The sequence below is a fragment of the Bradyrhizobium sp. WU425 genome, assembly GCF_021052305.1.
GTDB classification, from domain to species: Bacteria; Pseudomonadota; Alphaproteobacteria; order Rhizobiales; family Xanthobacteraceae; genus Bradyrhizobium; species Bradyrhizobium canariense_D.
Genome location: NZ_CP088089.1, coordinates 4,406,746 through 4,422,250 on the forward strand (window position 1 = coordinate 4,406,746; position 15,505 = coordinate 4,422,250).

Here is a 15,505-nt window from a genome sequence, read left to right on the forward strand (position 1 = left end):
CCGGTTCCGGATGGGTGGCCCGACATTTTCGTCACGGCAGCCCGACTTGTCCCCAGATGACAGCTCAACGTGCAGCGGTGCGCCCCTGCCCTCGGCACTCATGCTTTACGCACACGGCATCGGATGCAGAGCGAATCGACCCGCATCCTTCTTGGCAAGGCTATGTCAGGGATTTTGCTGATTGCAAGCAAAGCACCGGTCGGCTTCGGCTATTTGCGAGGCCGACCGGATGATTACGGGACTCTAGCGTCCGTCTGGCGTGCGTACGCCGGCCCAGCTGTCGCGGACCTGATGGTAGTGCACGCTGGGATCGTAGACAGTGGTGTTGAGGCCGAGGACTTGCGGCGCGAGACGACCGACCGCGTTGAGCACCGAATAGGACGCCACCACGCGGTCATGCTGGGCAGTGACGAGCGCCACGCGCGCGTTGACCAGCGCCTGCTGCGCGTTGAGCACGTCCAGCGTGGTGCGCTGGCCGGCCTTGGCTTCCTCGCGCACACCGTTCAGCGCGATCTCGGAGGCCGTAACCTGCGCCTGCGCAGACTGCACCTGCGCCTTGCCGGCTTCCAACTGGCCCCAGGCCTGCACGACGTTGGCGCGGGTCTGATCGCGTGTGGTTTCAAGATTCAGGCGCTGCTGCGCCAAGTTCTCTTTCGATTGGCGGATCAGCGCATATTCAGCGCCGCCCTGATAGATCGGCACCGAGGCGGTCGCGATGGCGGAAGCGGTCGTCGTTCGGAAGACCGTCAGGGTCTGCTGGTACGACTGGGTGATGCCAGCCTGAACCGTGAGGGTCGGCAGCAGCGCGCCTTCGTTGATCTTGACCTGGAGATAATTGACGTCGATGCCGAACATCGATGCCGTGACGTTGGGGTTCTCCACCAGGCTGAGACCGACGGCGGAGGCGAGCGTCCCGGGCAGGAAACGATCGACCGGCGAGCCCGGCGCAAGGTTCGTCGGCTCGTTGCCGATGATCCGGCGGAAATTGGCACGCGTCGTCGTGAGATTCGATTCGGCCGTCAGGGCCTGGGTCCTGCCTGCCGCGAGCTGCGCTTCGGATTGCGCCACGTCCGTGCGCGTCACCTCGCCGACATTGAACCGATCGCGCGTTTGCTTGAGCGTCTGTTCGAGGACGCGCACATTGCTGCGCTGAACTTCGAGTGTGGCGGAGTCACGAAGATAATCCATGTAGCTGGTCGCAGCCTGCAGCAGGACCGTCTGCTCGAGCACACGCAACGCCTCGCGGGATCCCGAGACCTGGCTTTCCGCCACGCGCGTCCTGTTGGCGGTCTGATTGCCGTTATAGAGCGTCTGGTTGATGGTCAGGCTGGCGCTATTGGGCTGAAGGGGCGGGTCGCTATGGATCGGCACAGCCTTCTGCGTCTGCTGAATATCCTGATATTGATAGCCGGTGCTGAGATTGATCCCGACCTTGGGGCGATAGCCCGACAGCGCTTGCGGCACGTTCTCGTCAGTCGAGCGCACCTGGGCGCGCTGCGCGTTGAGCTGCGGATTGTTCTGATAAGCGCGCACCAGCGCAGCCTCGATCGTATCCGCCAAGGCAGGCGTCGGCGCGGCAAGCGCCAGCAGCAGGACCGAAACCGCTGCTCCGGTGAAGAGCTTCACCCCATGCATCCAAAAATTCCGTTCATTCTAACGCCCGGCTCGTGCCCGCGAGCTGGGTTACCGTCTACGAGTGGAGTCGTTGCCCCGCCGCAACATAGGACGCGGTCAAGCGCGACGGAACTACCTGAGGGGTGTTCTCGGTGGAAACTCTTCACGTGCAGCATCCCGGCCACACTTCTGATTCAGAACGGGATTTTAACGGGCCAAAGCCGTCAGAAGACGAAGGCGGCGGCCCGTTCCAGCCCCGGAAGGACCGGGGCTGCGGCATCGAACAGCGCCCGATGGCCGAATTCGCCGTGGGTATGGGTCACGATCATGGCTCGCGGCGGCCTGGATTCGGCCGAGACCCCCACCAGGCGCCCCCCCTCCTTGAGCTGCCCGAGCAGCCCTGCCGGGGTCACCTCGGTGGCGCCGTTGAGGACGATCACATCATAGGGACCTGCGGCGGCATCACCCTCGGTGCAGGCCGCGGCCTTGCAGGCCACGTTGGCCAACCCGAGGGCGGCGAAGGCGTCGTTGGCCTTTGCCGCCAGGCCCGAATCGCATTCCGTCGCGATGACTTTGCGCGCGAGCTTGGCGGTCAGCGCAGCGAGATAGCCCGTGGCGCAGCCGACGACCAGCACGTCGTCATCCTCGCCGATCTCGGCGGCCTGGAGCAGCTTGCCGGTCAGCTGCGGCTTGATCAGGAACCGCTTGGCGCCTCCCTCGCTGACGTCGAGATCGAGGTCGAGATACGCCAATGCCTGCCGGCTGGCGGGCACGAAAGCCTCGCGCGGAACCGTGAGCATGGCGTCGAGAACACGACGGTCGGTGACGTCACTGGTGCGCACCTGGCCATCGACCATTTTTAGGCGCGCCGTCGAGAAAACGGACATTTGCGGACCCTGCAAGGCGGACGATGCCGCGGACGAAAGTTGGCGGCATCTTTGGAACAGGCCCTGCGAAAACGCAACATGGCTTTGGCCCGCAAACCGGGCCCTTCCGCAACTCGCAACGTCGAGGGTGAGCCGCCTATTCGATCGTGACCGCGAGGCGGCCGATCAATGCGGCGACTTCGTCCAGCCGTGCCGAATCGTGGGTCTCGACCGCCCGCGCCAGACAAGCGAGGCATTCGTCGTCGCTGAGTTCGGGGATGTCCGCCGGCAGAATGGAGGGGGCCAGCGGGAAACGGTCGACCTGGATGTCTCGCATGGGAATCAGCTCCATAAAGGACCGGCCTCTGGAAGCTCGATTTCAATTGAGTCGTTTTGGCGTCACCGCGGAGGATGCGGGCTCGCCGCGGTACACATCTAGTTGAGGATCTGCTGCAACGAGATCGCACGCCAGATCAGAGTCTGGGCGCAAGTTGCTGAAAATGAAGCGGAATTTGGCTCCCCGGGCTGGATTCGAACCAGCGACCATCCGATTAACAGTCGGATGCTCTACCGCTGAGCTACCGAGGAAAAGGGCGAACCTGTCGTTCGCGCGCGGCTGCGTATAACAAAGCCGCTTGCGCTTGCAAAGGACGAATTCGCTATGTGGCACATTGCGGCGAGGAAGGGCACGCGGCCCCTCCTCCGCCCGGCCTCAGGTCAAGTTACTCGGCGACGAACGAAGTGGTCTTGGTGCCGGAATCGTAGCGCAGCCGGAGTGCCGTGAACTTGCAGAGGTTGACGTTCTTCCAGAGCACGGTCTCGTCATAGTTCTGCCAGTCAACGCGGACGTTCCAGACGCATCCTTCGTCGTCATCGTCGAACTCGACATAGGTGCTCGCCTGGTTCTGCAAAACCTTGTCCAGCTCGTTGTCCCATTCGTCCATGCCATCGTCCGGGGCGTTGAAGCCCAGGAATTTGATGGCATAGCCGGTCTCGTTGACGACAGTGACGTTGCGGGCGTCAGTCGCGTACGACGGCGCGGCGGCAATCGATAGACCGACCGCGATCAGTGCAGACAGAAAATACTTCATATGAAATTCCCCCGATCGAAACGGGCTTTCGGTGCCTGACGTCGATCGGCGCAGGCGCCGCGGCAACCAATGGCGTTGCCTCGAAGGATTCGTCGGAGGCGCAATCGAAAGGTGCAAGACGCGATCGATCCGCCTCCGGCTCTCTGCACGACGCGAGACGCGCAGCGAGCAATTCTTATCGATTCGAATTCTCCGCAGCAATGAACCGGCATTCATAGATCGCGGGGTTTGTTGTCTCCGGGGCGGGCGCCCGGCACCGCGCGAATATGATTCTTGTCGCAGACACAGCTTCGCGCCCTCGCGGCTTGGCTCGCCCGAGCTTTGCTTTGTTTCGTACACCCTCCTCGTCAGAGGGCGCAGGGAAGACCGGGTGCCGGCTGGCACCCACGGTCCACTGTGCGAAGGTTGCGCTACAAGAGGCTGCACAGCGGCATACAGGTGAAGCCCAACACACGGCCTTCCCTGCGCAGTGGTTTGACGGCTTATGCCGAGCTCTCCCCGGGGAGCGATGCACTATTGCCCCCGTCGCCTTGCGGATGGCTGATGCTGCGTGCCCGGTCGGGCAGCGACATCACCACAAGACGTGACGCACAGACCCCGGGCGCCAGGACGACACGATTTTGCCGTACGCAGGCTGCACCGGTCGTGTGCCCGACACTTTCGCTCACGGTTGCCCGCCCTGCAAAGCCCTTCGCGCCGATGTGACTAGCGTCCACCGCAGCTCACCCCGCGTTCGTGACGATCGCGATACGCCCCGCTGACAGGGATGAGGTGGCGACTGAATACGCCAAAGTCGAATTTCGGTAAAGTAGAATCTTTTCGCGCGAGCGGATTGACCCGTCGTTTGGGTGTTTTGCCCGTCGGGCAACGCAAGGGCTTGTAGCCCGGATGGAGCGAAGCGTAATCCGGCACCCTGTATCCGTTAAACGAATCCCGGATTGCGCTTCGCTCCATCCGGGCTACGGATCATCTCCTCACGGCCGGCGGCAGACCAGGTCGATCTCGATCAGCGCGTCGTAGGCAAGCCCGGTGACACCGACGCAGGTGCGGGCCGGCAGGCGGTCGGGCGGAAAGAACGCGCGATATGTCTCGTTCATCGCGGTGTAGTCTTCCTTGAAACGCGTGAGATAGATGCGTGTCATCACGACGTGCTCGAAACCGAGATCGAGGCCCGCCAACACCACCTTCAAATTCTCCATCACCGCCCTCGTCTGCGCCACGATGCCCTCCGGCAGCACGCCCGGGATTTGCGGCGTGTCCGGCATCTGGCCGGTGACAAAGACAAAACCGTCGGTCTCCACCGCGTGGCTGAAGGGCGCGACCGGCTTGGGTCCGCCGCTGATCATGTGGAATTTCACTGGAGTATCCTTCGGTTTAAGGCGCGTCCAGAAACAGGCGCTTGCTGATGATCGCGTGCACGCCCCAATTGCCGTCGACCACCTGCGTGACGCCGAAGTCGACGGCGGCCGACATCAGCGCGATCGCCTCGTCCTCGCTCAACCCCTTCACGTTCATCAGGAAGCGTCGCATCTTGCGAAACGCATCTTTCATGGCGAGATCGAGCGAGGACTTTGCGTAAACCTCGCTCTGGCCCTGAGCGCCGAACTCGGCGAGGTAGTTGGGATGGCTGAATCCGGTCAGGACCCAATCAGATTCGGTTTCGATCAGGGGATAAGAGAGATCGGCGAAGGGTTGGCCGGAGAGGTCGGCCTTCTTGTGCAGGATCACCTCGAAGGTTCCGGTCATCGAGCATTCAATCGCGGTGCCGCTCAATTCGCCGTCGCCTTGCGTGGCATGGGGATCGCCGACCGATAACAATGCGCCGGGAACGGAGACCGGAAGATAGACGGTCGCCCCCTTCCCCAAGCGCCAATTGTCGAGATTGCCGCCGAAATAGGACGGCGGCACGGAGTCGATGAAATCGACCTCGCGCGGCGCCACCGCGATCACGCCGAAATGCGGGCGCAAGGGAATGCGGATGCCGTCGAGCACGGCGTGGCGGCGCTTCACGGTGCCGGGCAAGACCGGAACGCCGGGATAGTCGTAGGTGGCGTGCACCACGCCAAACGGGTCGGTCTGCGGCTCCCAGCGGTAGGAATACAGCGCGCGGGCATGCGGCGCATCGGTATCGTCCAGGATTTCGTAGATCGTCACGACCTCGCGCGGCTTCGGTCCTGAAAGAAATTCGTCGTAATGATAGCCCCACCAGGCCGCGACCGAGGAGCCGAACACGCGCCCTGAATGTTTCGGATGACGACTTGTGCGCGGTACGATGTCGAGGATCCGGACTTCCAGCACGTCGCCGGGCTGGGCGTCCTTCACCGACACGGGCCCCGTGCAGATGTGCACGCCAAAGCCTTCGCCGGCGCCGCGCCCGAATATGCTGGCATCCATCGGACCCGCGCCGCGGCGATCCACGTTCTTCCTCGCCTTGGTCCAACCGAATACACTTTCGGCGGCGGTATCGCCCGCGATCATCAGCTCAGGATCATCGGAGGCATGCTGCGTTAGCGTTTCGATCGTGATCGTATCACCCGAATTGATCTCGAGCTGCGGCTGTAACGCGCGACTGAAATATCCCCAATGAACACGGTGGGCTTCGATCGGAAGATGATGATGCTTGCGTTCGGCCGTTCTCGGCTCGTCGATGTCGGTTCGGGCGAGATTGCCGCGCGCCTCGGCGCTCGCCGGGTGCACGCGAAGCTGCGCCAGCGCATCCTGCGGCCAGCCGCGCTGACCGGCTATCCCCTGCTGGGTCGTCGCCCGCTCCGCTTCCTGCTGGCGAAACTCGCGCGGCGGCAGCCCGAAGCGATGGCGGAAGGCGCGGCTGAAATGCGCGGAATCGCCAAACCCATAGGCGTAGGCGATCTCCGAGATTGAGCGATGCGCCTCGGACGGATTGGACAGATCGGCCCAGGCGCGCTGCAGCCGCCGCTCGCGAACGTAATGAGTAAAGTTGTCGCCGACCGTCTCGAACAGCTTTTGCAGATAGCGCTCGGAAATCCCTTCGGCCTGCGCGACGCGCGCCGGCACCAGTCCGGGATCGTCGAGGCGGCGTTCGATGGTCTGGCAGATCCGGTGCAGGAGTGCCGACTGCGTCGCGCTCGATCCGGCGTCGGACGTCGAAGCCGCCAATTGATGGGCGAGTGTCAGCAGCAGATCGACGAGCGACTGCGTGACCGCATTCCATTCGGCATCGCTCAGCGTGTCGAGCGTGCGCGCGGTCGCGTCCATCAAGCGCGCGAAGACATCGGCAAAGCCGCTGGGCGGAACGACCCTGGGTTCGCCGAGCCGCGGCCTGCCCGAGAGGCGGCCGTGCAGCGCCTCCGAGGTCACCGACAGCACGACGGCGCGCATGTCGCGCTGGAATACGATGCTCCAGTCCCCGCTCCGCGGCAGCAGCACGAGATGGCCCACCGGAACGATGCGATGGCCGGCGGCGCTCTTGAGCACCATGCCGTCCTCGACCGGCATCAGCGCAATCGGCAGGTCTTCGTTGGCCTGCGGACGCGGACCGATGGTCTGGGCGCCGGCCGCCATGCGCGTCAGCGCAACGCCTGCAGCGTGGCGATGTGACGCCGTTGCGTGCCCATCCAGGAAGCAATGGCCTGCCGCCGGCTGCAGGCCGACCGCGGCGAGCACGTCCCGCCAGGCTTCGGGGCGGTCGTCTTGAGCGTAGGACTCGCTCGTGAAAGGACGGAAGCTCATCGGATCGACCCAGATTGCAGTGGATCGAAGCAACCTCTGTGCCAGACGAACGTGGTCATCCGTCGCAGCGAGGGGCCGCAAATGACGGTCTTTTGTCACGTCCTCATCCTGGAAATGAGCTGTTCTTCAAAGTGTTGGAGCGCGATGTCAACGTCGAGCACGATGTGTAGCCTGGATGGAGCGAAGCGTAATCCGGGGGCCTTTTGAGTCCGGCGTGACAAACCCGGATTGCGTTGCGCTCCATCCGGGCTACGGCCCATCAGTCGCACCGAAAGATGTTTTTGCGGATCGTGCCGTGAACTCCCCAATTGGCATCGACCACCTGGGTGACGCCGAAATCGGCGCCGACCGATAGCAGCGAAATCGCCTCGTCCTCGCTCAAACCGTGCACGGTCATCAGGAACCTCCTGAGCTTGCGGAACGCATCGCGCATCGCACGGTCGAGACTCGAGTGGTTGGCAATCTCGGTCTGTGCGTCGGCGCCGAGCGCGGCGAGGTAGTTCGGATAGGTGAAGCCGTAGAACGACCACGCCTGATCGGTCTCCAGCATCGGATGATCGAGACCTTCGAGGCTGGTGCCGGCGAGATCGGCCTTCTTGTGCAGGACGAACTCGAAATCGCCGGTCAGCGAGGTCTCGATCGCGGTGCCGCCAAGCTCGCTGTCGCCTTGCGCGGCGTGGGGATCGCCGACCGAGAAATAGGCGCCGGGGATCGCGACCGGATAGAACATCCGCGCCCCCTTGCCGATGCGCCAGTCGTCGATGTTGCCGCCGGTATAGCTCGGCGGGATCGAGCTGACGAAATCGGCCTCCGACGGCGCGAGCCCCATGGTGCCAAAATGCAGCCGTGCCGGCACCCTGACGCTTGTGAGGATGTTCTCGCGCTTCTTGATGGTGGCGTGATCGACGCGCACGCCGGGATAATCGATGGTCGGATGCACGATGCCGTCAGGGTCGGTCTGCGGCGTCCAGACGTAGTTGTAGACCGCCTTGGCGCAGGGCTCGCCTGACGTGTCGAGCTCGAAGATTGTGACGACCTCGCGCGGCTTCGGCTCCTCGATCAGATCGTGATAGTGAAACCCCCAGCTCGCAGCGACGTTGGAGCCGAAGCAACGGCCGGCATGACAGGCGCTGCAGCTCGGCCGCGGCCTGATATCGAGGATGCGCACTTCAAGGATATCGCCGGGCTCGGCGCCTTCGATCGCGACCGGACCGGTGAGGAGATGCACGCCGATCCCCTCGCCTGCGCCGCGGATGAACGGGCCTTCGGTCGGGCCCGAACCGCGCCGCGCGACTGCCTTGTGCTCGCGCGTCCACTGGAACACGCTCTCGGCGCCGGGATCGCCCTGGATCATGCGCTCGTAATCGTCGTTGGCGTGGTGGGTCAGCGTCTCGATGGTGGCGCGATCGCCCGAGCGCAGGGTCAGGGCCGGCGCGACCTTCTTGGAGAAATAACCCCAGTGGACGGTCTTAGGCGAAACCGGCAGCGTCAGATGCTTCATGAGGTGGCCTCTTCTGGAAACACGGTCTTGAACGTCGTGGGTGCGGTTCTCATCGCACCGCCTCCGGAGTCTTGTCGGCTTCCATCACGCTGAGGAAACGCGCGGTCAGCGGATTGCGAGGGTTGGAGAGCACGTCGTGCGCGGGCCCCTCCTCGATGATCGTGCCGCCGCTCAGGAATGCGACGCGGTCGGCGACCTCGTCGGCGAAGCGGATCTGGTGCGTCGAGATGATCATGGTGAGGCCGTCATCGACGGCGAGACGCCGGATCACTTCCAGCACCTCGCTCACGAGCTCGGGATCCAGCGCCGAGGTCGGCTCGTCCAAGAGTAGCACGCTGGGGTTCGGTGCGAGCGCTCGGGCGATCGCGACGCGCTGCTGCTGACCGCCGGAGAGATGCCGCGGCAGCGCGTCGGCTCGGTGCGACAGCCCGACCCGGTCGAGCAGCTCGGCGGCGCGGCGATCGGCATCGATGCGGGTCATGCCGTGCACCCAGCGCAAGGGCCCGGCGATGTTCTCCTTGGCCGAGAGGTGGGCGAACAAATTGAATTGCTGGAACACCATGCCGACGCCCACGCTTGCCCGCTCATTGGCGATCGCGCGGGGCGGCAGCAGCTTGCCGTCGTCGCCAAAACCGAGGCGGCGGCCGCCGACACGCACCGTGCCTCCGTCCCAGCTTTCGAGATGATTGATGCAGCGGAGCAGCGTGCTCTTGCCGGAGCCGCTGGGCCCGAGCAGCGCGACGACCTCGCCGACGCGCACCGTAAGATCGAGGCCGCCAAGCACCTTTTGCGCGCCGTAGCTCTTGGTGAGGTCCTTGGTCTCGACCGCGATGTTGTTGCGTGAAATCGTCGCCGCGCGCCGGGTGCGTTCCTCGCGGGTCAAGGCCGGCGGCGGCGTGTCGGTGAGATCAGCCTGTCCAGGCACTTGGACGTCGACGGTCGCTGCGGCAAGTTCGAGCTTGGTGGCGAGGTCGACGCGACGCCAGGGCAGGTAATCGGCGAGCCTGCGCTGGCGGCCCTTGGTACGATCGAGATCGAGCAACCATTCGACGAAAAGCTGGATGATGCTGATGGCAAAGGTCAGCACCAGGTATAGCAGGCCCGAGGCGAAGAAGATCGAGAAGAAGTCGAAGGTCGAGGACGCAAGCTGGGTCGAGCGCAGGGTCAGCTCCTGGACCGCGACCACGGAGGCGAGCGACGAATTCTTCAGCGCACTCACGGCCTCGTTGCCGAAGGCCGGGATCATGGTGCGGATCGCCTGGGGCGCGATCACCCGCCACATCAGGATCCGCGGCGTCATGCCGAGCGCCTGGCCGGCCGTCACCTGCCCGCGGTCGACACCGAGCACGCCGGCGCGCAGCATCTCGGCGATGAACGGCGCCTCGTTGCAGGCCAGCGCAAGGCCGGCGGCCAGCACCGCCGGCAGCTTGATCCCGATATGCGGCAACGCGTCGTAGGCGAACACCATTTGCAGGATCAGCGGCGTGCCGCGGAAGATCACGGTGTAGGCCCTGGCGATCGCCGCCAGCAGCCAGAAGCGGGAGAGCTGCATGCCGGCGAGGATCAATCCAAGGATCAATCCGCCGCCGAGCCCGAGGGCAGTCACCTCGAGGGTGAGCTCGATGCCCTCGAGCAGATACGGCATGCTCAGGTAATGGAGGAATAGCGACATCAGTCGGCCGTCAGAATGTCAGGCTCCTTGAAGTTGTTCACGTCGAGCCCATGCTTCTTCAGAAGCTCCATATGCGTGCCGGCCTTCTGCACCTCGATCAGGGCTGCGAGCACGGCGTCGCGGAATTTAGACTTGTCCTTCGGGACGGCGATGCCGACCGAATACGGGATCGTCACCGCGGTCGCCTTCTCCAGCTTGTCCGGATAGGCCTTCACCGCGCTGTCGACGGTGTTGACGTCGTTGACATAGGTGTCGGCACGACCGGCGAGGATCGCCTGGATGCAGTTGGCGTTGTTGTCGTAGAGCTGGACGGTCGGCTCGGCCTTGCCGGCCTTCTTGCACTCAGGCATCAGCGCCTGGATCAGCGGCACCTCGACATAGCCGGTGTTTTCGGCGGCAGCGGCGCCGCACATCGACATGTTGATGCCGTTGATGCCCTTCGGATTGCCCTTGGCGACCAGCACGCCGTCGAACACTTTCGAATAGGTGATGAAGTCGGCGGCCTTGGCGCGCTCCTTGGTGGCGTAGATGTCGGAAATCACGATGTCGGCTTGTCCCGCGGCCAGCGTCGTCAGGAGCGCCGCGAACGTCACCGGCTTGTAGGTCAACTTGAAGCCGAGGCATTCGCCGATGGCTTCGCCGAGATCGATGTCGAAGCCGATATACTTGCTCGGATCCTTCGGATCGATGGTCTCATAGCCCGGCGTGTGCGGGTTGATGGCGTTGACGAGGGTCTTGCCCTTCCAGTCCGGATATTTGTCCTGGAGCGCGGCGCAGGCCGCAGGCGCCGCAGCCTGCGCGCTCAGGGGCGCGGCTGCCAGCGCGCCGAAAGTGACCGCGGCGCCGAGCGCGGCCTTGTGCCAAGACAGCGATGCACGTGCGTTCCCCCGCGCCTGGGGCAATACGGGTCTCTCCATCTCCAGCTCCTTCGAATTGTCATGGCAATGGCCATGTTCCAGATCGCGGAAGCGAGCCTAGGAGGAGAGCGGACCGGAAAGCTTGTCCGCGGGCGTACAAAAAATTGGATGGAGGGAGCCCGCCATTTGGGCAGGCAGCTGCTCAAAAACTGTTCGTGAATGCGGGACGCTGTAGCGCGCAATTGCGAATTCGGGGAAACCACATGATCTTGCGTAACGCCGCGATCTGCACGATCAGCGAATCATGCGGTGAGGTCATTTGACAGAGATATGACAATCAAAGGACGCATCTGCGGCCGACATCCGAAGCACATCCCCCGCCGTCCCCAGCCTGTCCGCAGCATACCCACAGGTGTATCCACAGGACGACTATGCCGGATTCGCCTGCCCGCGCGAGCCACTTGCTGCGCACAAACCCACAGGGCCGGTATGTCAGCCGCCGGCCTGATCGAACACGATGCGGCAAGCCTCACTCAAGCTTGGCCTGTTACGGCGCAGGCAGGCCGTGATGGCGCGGACGTTGGGGATTTCGCCGGCGCAGAGCCGGTAGACGTCGGGGGTACAGGCCCGGCGCTGCTCGGGTGTTCCCTGCTGCGCATGGGCGGCGGAGGCAAACAGCGTCAGGAACAGCCCGACCGTCGAGGCCCGGCGCGCCCGGCTTTTCACGCCCGCAAATCGCAAGAACCGCGCCTTCATGACCAGTCTCCCGTCTGCTTTGCCCGACCGGCCTGTATTGGCCGGTGTGCAAAGGGGTAGGAGAAATAAACAGCGAAAGATGTGACATCCTTCACACTGCGGGCACCCCGGCAGGAACCTAAGTTTCCCAACGCGATTTCATCAATCGCTAACCAATCGGGACCCGATTGGCGGATCGTTAAAATGCGATCGATCGGCTCAACCGGGAAACAAACCGGCTTTGCGATATTGCGCCATCCGCGGTCCGGAGGGTGTGATGAGCGAAGCCGAATTCAACTTGCTGCTGGATGCCGTCCAGGACGCCATGGTCCATGAAGATCTGGCGTTCGTGCCGGGGGAGGATTTCGTGCCGCGCTCGTGGACGTATTACGCGAAGCCCAACGCCTCCGCGAAGCCCAAGGCCGCCAATGACAATGAGGGCGCCTGGCCCTTGGTGCCTTTCCCGGACGGCTGGTACGCGGCCTGCTGAAGCCAATTTCACCGTGAGCCGACGCACCCGCGCTCCGCGGGCGTTTTGCTATGGCAGCTACGCGGTGAAAATCCCGCGTGATCGCGATCAGGTCTTGACCCGCTCTCCGCCGTCCTGCGGCGCCTGGTCGGGTGCGGCCGGCGGAAAGATGCTGTCATAGATCGCACGGGCCTCGCGGATGAGGCGGGCCCGCTCCAGCTCGGATTTCGGGACAAATCGGACGGTTTCGCTCACGTGCTCTCCAGCGCTCGATCGTTGGGATGCATCACTTCGCAGATGCGAAGACTATGCCAGCGGGCTGAATGGCGGGTTTCCGCCGGGCCCCGGGCAAACCCGGTGTGCGCGGCCAGCACGCATCGCCCGCGCGGGCCGATGGCAGCCGCGATACGATCGAATATTGCTGAAATATCAGGAGGTTGTGATGGAGGCCACGTCGGGACTCGAACCCGAGTAAACGGTTTTGCAGACCGGCGCGTAACCACTCCGCCACGTGGCCCCAACGAGGGCGGAGCAATATAGGGGATCACAGGTTTAGGCAACCCCGACCGGACCAGCTACGCCTTCGCGCCGCCGAGATATTGGCCGAGAATTTCATCGGTCGCGCCGGCCGCCACGATGCGCCCCTCCTCCAGCAGGATCGCGCGGTTGCAGGTGCTCTTGATCAACTCGATGTCGTGCGAGGCGAGCACCAGAATGCCGGCGCGTACAACGATCTCGTCGAGCCGCTGCCGCGCCTTCTTGCGGAACTGCTGGTCGCCGACGCCGATCCATTCGTCGAGCAGCACGATCTCGCCCTCGACGGCGGTTGCGACTGCAAAGATCAGGCGCAGCATCATGCCGCTGGAATAGGTGCGCAGCGGCAGGTCGAGCCGGTCGCCCAGTTCGGTGAATGCGGCGATCTCCCCCCGCTTGGCGTCGATCTCGGAGCGCCGTGCGCCGATCACGAGGCCACGCCGCATGATGTTCTCGTAGCCGGTCGCTTCCTCGTCGAATCCGGCCGAGAGATCGAACAGCGGCAGACAGCGGCCCAGCACGTCCACGCTGCCCGACGTCGGATGGTAGATGCCGGCGAGCACCCGCAGCAGCGTGGTCTTGCCGGCGCCATTGGCGCCGATGATGGCGACGCGATCGCCGGCACGGATGTCGAGGTTGACGTCACTCAACGCGGAGACGATGTGCGGGGTCGCCGTGGTCCGCCGCAGTGTCATCGCGTTGACGAACCGGCTGCGCAGCGAGCGGTCGCGGAACGACAGCACCGGAAACCTCACCGAGACGTTGCGAAGCGCGATATGAGCTGCGGGGGTCATATCTCGTGCCTCACAGCCAATACGCCACACGATGGCGGTATTTCGCGTAGCAGCCGAGGCCGATGACGGCCAGGACGGTCGCATAGATGACCCCGAGGAGCCATTGCCCCGCATCGGTCGACTGCGACAGTAGCGGCCTGCGCACCAGATCGAGCAGCGTCGCGAACGGATTGGCGCGGATCAGCCAATAAAACGCGGTGCCGCGCGCGCTGTCTTCGGTCCAGATGATCGGCGTCAGGAAGAAGACGAATTGCAGGCCGCTGACGATCGCCGAGCCGATGTCACGAAACCGCGCGCAGAGGATACCGAGCGCGACCGAGCCACCCAGCAGCACAGTGAGCAGGATCGCGAAGCCCGGTACCGCGAGCAGCATGCTCCCATGCAGCGGCCACGGCATCAGGAGATAGAGCAGGACGACGATCACCAGATGATGCGCGAAGATGAGGACGTTGCGCGCCATCATCTGGAGCACGTGCACGATCAGCGGCGCCGGCACCGCCTTGATCAAATGGCCTGATGCCACGAAGATGTGGGAACCTTCCTGGAGCGTCGTCGCGATCAGCGTCCAGACGATCAGGCCGACGGCAAAGTGCGGCAGAAAGCTCGTGATGTCCTGTCTGAACAGTGCCGCATAGACCGTGCCGACGCTGGCAATGGTCGCCGCGAGCGTCAGTGTGATCCAGAGCGGGCCGATGACGGTACGCCGATAGCGTAGCGAAACGTCCATCAGGGCAAGCGTGCCCCAACGATCGAACCGCGCCGCCTGGGCAAGGATCTCCTTGGCTGCAAGCTGAATGCGACGGCCCCTTCGTTTCCGGCGTTCCGATCGTGCGAGAGGATAGCAGATAGCGGCCTATTGGCCGACGGTCTCTATCCGCCCGCCTCTCGCGGGACAATCGGCCGTACGGATGATCCGGACCGGAGTCAGGCTCGCTTGACCCGCCGGACACCGCGCCGGCGGTCCTTCACCGGCGGCTTTGGCGCCAATTCGGGCATCTCGGTCTGGACCTCGCGGTAGCGGGTTAACATCCGTTCAAAGCTGGCATTCAGCGTCTCGGCGATGTCCGGGCGCTTCTCCAGAGCGGAGAGGATCGTCGCCGCAGCCTCGATGGTCGACAGTCCGTCCTTCCGAGGCTCCTTGCGCAGGCGCCCGTACCGCGATGGGGTGGTCGGGTTCAGGATGACGCGCTGGCATTTCAGCATCCAGGGGTTGCGCCACCACAGGGCCTTGGCCTGGCTCCAGGTGCCGTCGAGCAGCACCACACCTTCGAGCTTGGCGAGGCGCGCGCGCTGGTTGTCCGCGACCTCGCTCTTGCGATTGAGAGCCAGGATTTCGCCCTCGGCCTCGAGATCGGTGGCGTGCGCCGAGCCGAGATAGAGCACGGCCCAGTGCGAGGCGTTCTCGATGGGTTGCCCCAGCGCTTTCGACAGGCTCGGCCAGGACAGGCCGACCCGCAGCGTGGCACCGGCGAAATGCTTCGCAAGCAGCCGCGCAGTGCCGAGCGCCCTGTCCTGCTCCTGCGGATGCTGAAGGATCAGGAGCGAGAGCCGGTTCTTGATGGGCGTGACGCTGTCGCAGATGCACAAAGGCATCGGCTTCTGGCAGTGCGGGCATTCGGGGATAGGATCGGCCGGCGCGGCGGCGGTGGGGTTCGACATAGTCG

Annotated in this window: 15 protein-coding genes and 2 tRNA genes; 1 reads left to right on the forward strand and 16 read right to left on the reverse strand. The window is 64.1% G+C overall.

Annotation, left to right across the window (positions count from 1 at the left end; all coding sequences use genetic code 11):
* Nucleotides 1-243: 243 nt before the first annotated feature.
* The 11 genes from BcanWU425_RS21375 to BcanWU425_RS21425 form a co-directional block, all read right to left on the reverse strand.
* Complete coding sequence (locus BcanWU425_RS21375) at nt 244-1,635, reverse strand: TolC family outer membrane protein (protein ID WP_018457815.1); 1,392 nt, start codon at nt 1,633-1,635, stop codon at nt 244-246.
* A 203-nt stretch (nt 1,636-1,838) separates the two neighbouring features.
* The gene (locus BcanWU425_RS21380; RefSeq protein WP_018457814.1) at nt 1,839-2,501 is read right to left on the reverse strand and encodes a protein-L-isoaspartate O-methyltransferase family protein; all 663 of its coding nucleotides are present in this window, start codon (nt 2,499-2,501) and stop codon (nt 1,839-1,841) included.
* A 136-nt stretch (nt 2,502-2,637) separates the two neighbouring features.
* The gene (locus BcanWU425_RS21385) at nt 2,638-2,817 is read right to left on the reverse strand and encodes a hypothetical protein (RefSeq protein WP_026233446.1); all 180 of its coding nucleotides are present in this window, start codon (nt 2,815-2,817) and stop codon (nt 2,638-2,640) included.
* Nucleotides 2,818-2,993: 176 nt separating this feature from the next.
* Nucleotides 2,994-3,068, reverse strand: a tRNA-Asn gene (locus BcanWU425_RS21390).
* Nucleotides 3,069-3,202: 134 nt separating this feature from the next.
* On the reverse strand, nt 3,203-3,571 hold the full coding sequence (locus BcanWU425_RS21395) for a hypothetical protein (protein ID WP_018457812.1): 369 nt from the start codon (nt 3,569-3,571) through the stop codon (nt 3,203-3,205).
* 974 nt (nt 3,572-4,545) lie between these two features.
* A complete protein-coding gene (locus BcanWU425_RS21400; RefSeq protein WP_026233445.1) occupies nt 4,546-4,929 on the reverse strand; it encodes a RidA family protein in 384 nt (127 codons plus the stop codon).
* A gap of 16 nt (nt 4,930-4,945) precedes the next feature.
* The gene (locus BcanWU425_RS21405) at nt 4,946-7,279 is read right to left on the reverse strand and encodes an acetamidase/formamidase family protein (protein WP_018457810.1); all 2,334 of its coding nucleotides are present in this window, start codon (nt 7,277-7,279) and stop codon (nt 4,946-4,948) included.
* 259 nt (nt 7,280-7,538) lie between these two features.
* Nucleotides 7,539-8,780: an acetamidase/formamidase family protein gene (locus BcanWU425_RS21410; protein WP_204511177.1), complete on the reverse strand. Its 1,242-nt coding sequence runs from the start codon at nt 8,778-8,780 to the stop codon at nt 7,539-7,541.
* A gap of 49 nt (nt 8,781-8,829) precedes the next feature.
* Nucleotides 8,830-10,452 carry an amino acid ABC transporter permease/ATP-binding protein gene (locus BcanWU425_RS21415; protein WP_204511176.1) on the reverse strand — a complete coding sequence of 541 codons (1,623 nt, stop codon included), beginning with the start codon at nt 10,450-10,452 and terminating at the stop codon, nt 8,830-8,832.
* Entirely contained in the window at nt 10,452-11,369 is a 918-nt protein-coding gene (locus BcanWU425_RS21420) for an ABC transporter substrate-binding protein (protein WP_204511175.1), read from the reverse strand. Before BcanWU425_RS21420 ends, BcanWU425_RS21415 begins: the two co-directional genes overlap by 1 nt.
* A gap of 432 nt (nt 11,370-11,801) precedes the next feature.
* Nucleotides 11,802-12,065: a hypothetical protein gene (locus BcanWU425_RS21425; RefSeq protein WP_018457806.1), complete on the reverse strand. Its 264-nt coding sequence runs from the start codon at nt 12,063-12,065 to the stop codon at nt 11,802-11,804.
* Between the two features lie 256 nt (nt 12,066-12,321).
* Between BcanWU425_RS21425 and BcanWU425_RS21430 the strand changes: the two genes are divergently transcribed.
* On the forward strand, nt 12,322-12,534 hold the full coding sequence (locus tag BcanWU425_RS21430) for a hypothetical protein (protein WP_085349828.1): 213 nt from the start codon (nt 12,322-12,324) through the stop codon (nt 12,532-12,534).
* An 87-nt stretch (nt 12,535-12,621) separates the two neighbouring features.
* Here BcanWU425_RS21430 and BcanWU425_RS21435 read toward each other — a convergent pair whose 3' ends face one another.
* The 5 genes from BcanWU425_RS21435 to BcanWU425_RS21455 all read right to left on the reverse strand — a co-directional run bounded on the left by BcanWU425_RS21435 (nt 12,622) and on the right by BcanWU425_RS21455 (nt 15,500).
* The gene (locus tag BcanWU425_RS21435; RefSeq protein WP_018457804.1) at nt 12,622-12,768 is read right to left on the reverse strand and encodes a hypothetical protein; all 147 of its coding nucleotides are present in this window, start codon (nt 12,766-12,768) and stop codon (nt 12,622-12,624) included.
* Nucleotides 12,769-12,956: 188 nt separating this feature from the next.
* Nucleotides 12,957-13,030 (reverse strand) — tRNA-Cys (locus tag BcanWU425_RS21440).
* A 58-nt stretch (nt 13,031-13,088) separates the two neighbouring features.
* Nucleotides 13,089-13,841: an ABC transporter ATP-binding protein gene (locus BcanWU425_RS21445; RefSeq protein WP_204511174.1), complete on the reverse strand. Its 753-nt coding sequence runs from the start codon at nt 13,839-13,841 to the stop codon at nt 13,089-13,091.
* 10 nt (nt 13,842-13,851) lie between these two features.
* Nucleotides 13,852-14,568 carry an ABC transporter permease gene (locus BcanWU425_RS21450; protein WP_204511173.1) on the reverse strand — a complete coding sequence of 239 codons (717 nt, stop codon included), beginning with the start codon at nt 14,566-14,568 and terminating at the stop codon, nt 13,852-13,854.
* Nucleotides 14,569-14,765: 197 nt separating this feature from the next.
* Nucleotides 14,766-15,500 (reverse strand): tRNA-uridine aminocarboxypropyltransferase, encoded by a 735-nt coding sequence (locus tag BcanWU425_RS21455; RefSeq protein ID WP_204511172.1) that lies wholly within the window; start codon nt 15,498-15,500, stop codon nt 14,766-14,768.
* Nucleotides 15,501-15,505: the final 5 nt, after the last annotated feature.

Excerpts from the sequence above, each read along its gene's own strand:
- BcanWU425_RS21375 (WP_018457815.1), bottom strand. The coding sequence starts at position 1,635 with ATGCATGGGGTGAAGCTCTTCACCGGAGCAGCGGTTTCGGTCCTGCTG.
- BcanWU425_RS21380 (WP_018457814.1), bottom strand. The coding sequence starts at position 2,501 with ATGTCCGTTTTCTCGACGGCGCGCCTAAAAATGGTCGATGGCCAGGTG.
- BcanWU425_RS21385 (WP_026233446.1), bottom strand. The coding sequence starts at position 2,817 with ATGCGAGACATCCAGGTCGACCGTTTCCCGCTGGCCCCCTCCATTCTG.
- BcanWU425_RS21395 (WP_018457812.1), bottom strand. The coding sequence starts at position 3,571 with ATGAAGTATTTTCTGTCTGCACTGATCGCGGTCGGTCTATCGATTGCC.
- BcanWU425_RS21405 (WP_018457810.1), bottom strand. The coding sequence starts at position 7,279 with ATGAGCTTCCGTCCTTTCACGAGCGAGTCCTACGCTCAAGACGACCGC.
- BcanWU425_RS21410 (WP_204511177.1), bottom strand. The coding sequence starts at position 8,780 with ATGAAGCATCTGACGCTGCCGGTTTCGCCTAAGACCGTCCACTGGGGT.
- BcanWU425_RS21415 (WP_204511176.1), bottom strand. The coding sequence starts at position 10,452 with ATGTCGCTATTCCTCCATTACCTGAGCATGCCGTATCTGCTCGAGGGC.
- BcanWU425_RS21420 (WP_204511175.1), bottom strand. The coding sequence starts at position 11,369 with ATGGAGAGACCCGTATTGCCCCAGGCGCGGGGGAACGCACGTGCATCG.
- BcanWU425_RS21425 (WP_018457806.1), bottom strand. The coding sequence starts at position 12,065 with ATGAAGGCGCGGTTCTTGCGATTTGCGGGCGTGAAAAGCCGGGCGCGC.
- BcanWU425_RS21430 (WP_085349828.1), top strand. The coding sequence starts at position 12,322 with ATGAGCGAAGCCGAATTCAACTTGCTGCTGGATGCCGTCCAGGACGCC.
- BcanWU425_RS21445 (WP_204511174.1), bottom strand. The coding sequence starts at position 13,841 with ATGACCCCCGCAGCTCATATCGCGCTTCGCAACGTCTCGGTGAGGTTT.
- BcanWU425_RS21450 (WP_204511173.1), bottom strand. The coding sequence starts at position 14,568 with ATGGACGTTTCGCTACGCTATCGGCGTACCGTCATCGGCCCGCTCTGG.
- BcanWU425_RS21455 (WP_204511172.1), bottom strand. The coding sequence starts at position 15,500 with ATGTCGAACCCCACCGCCGCCGCGCCGGCCGATCCTATCCCCGAATGC.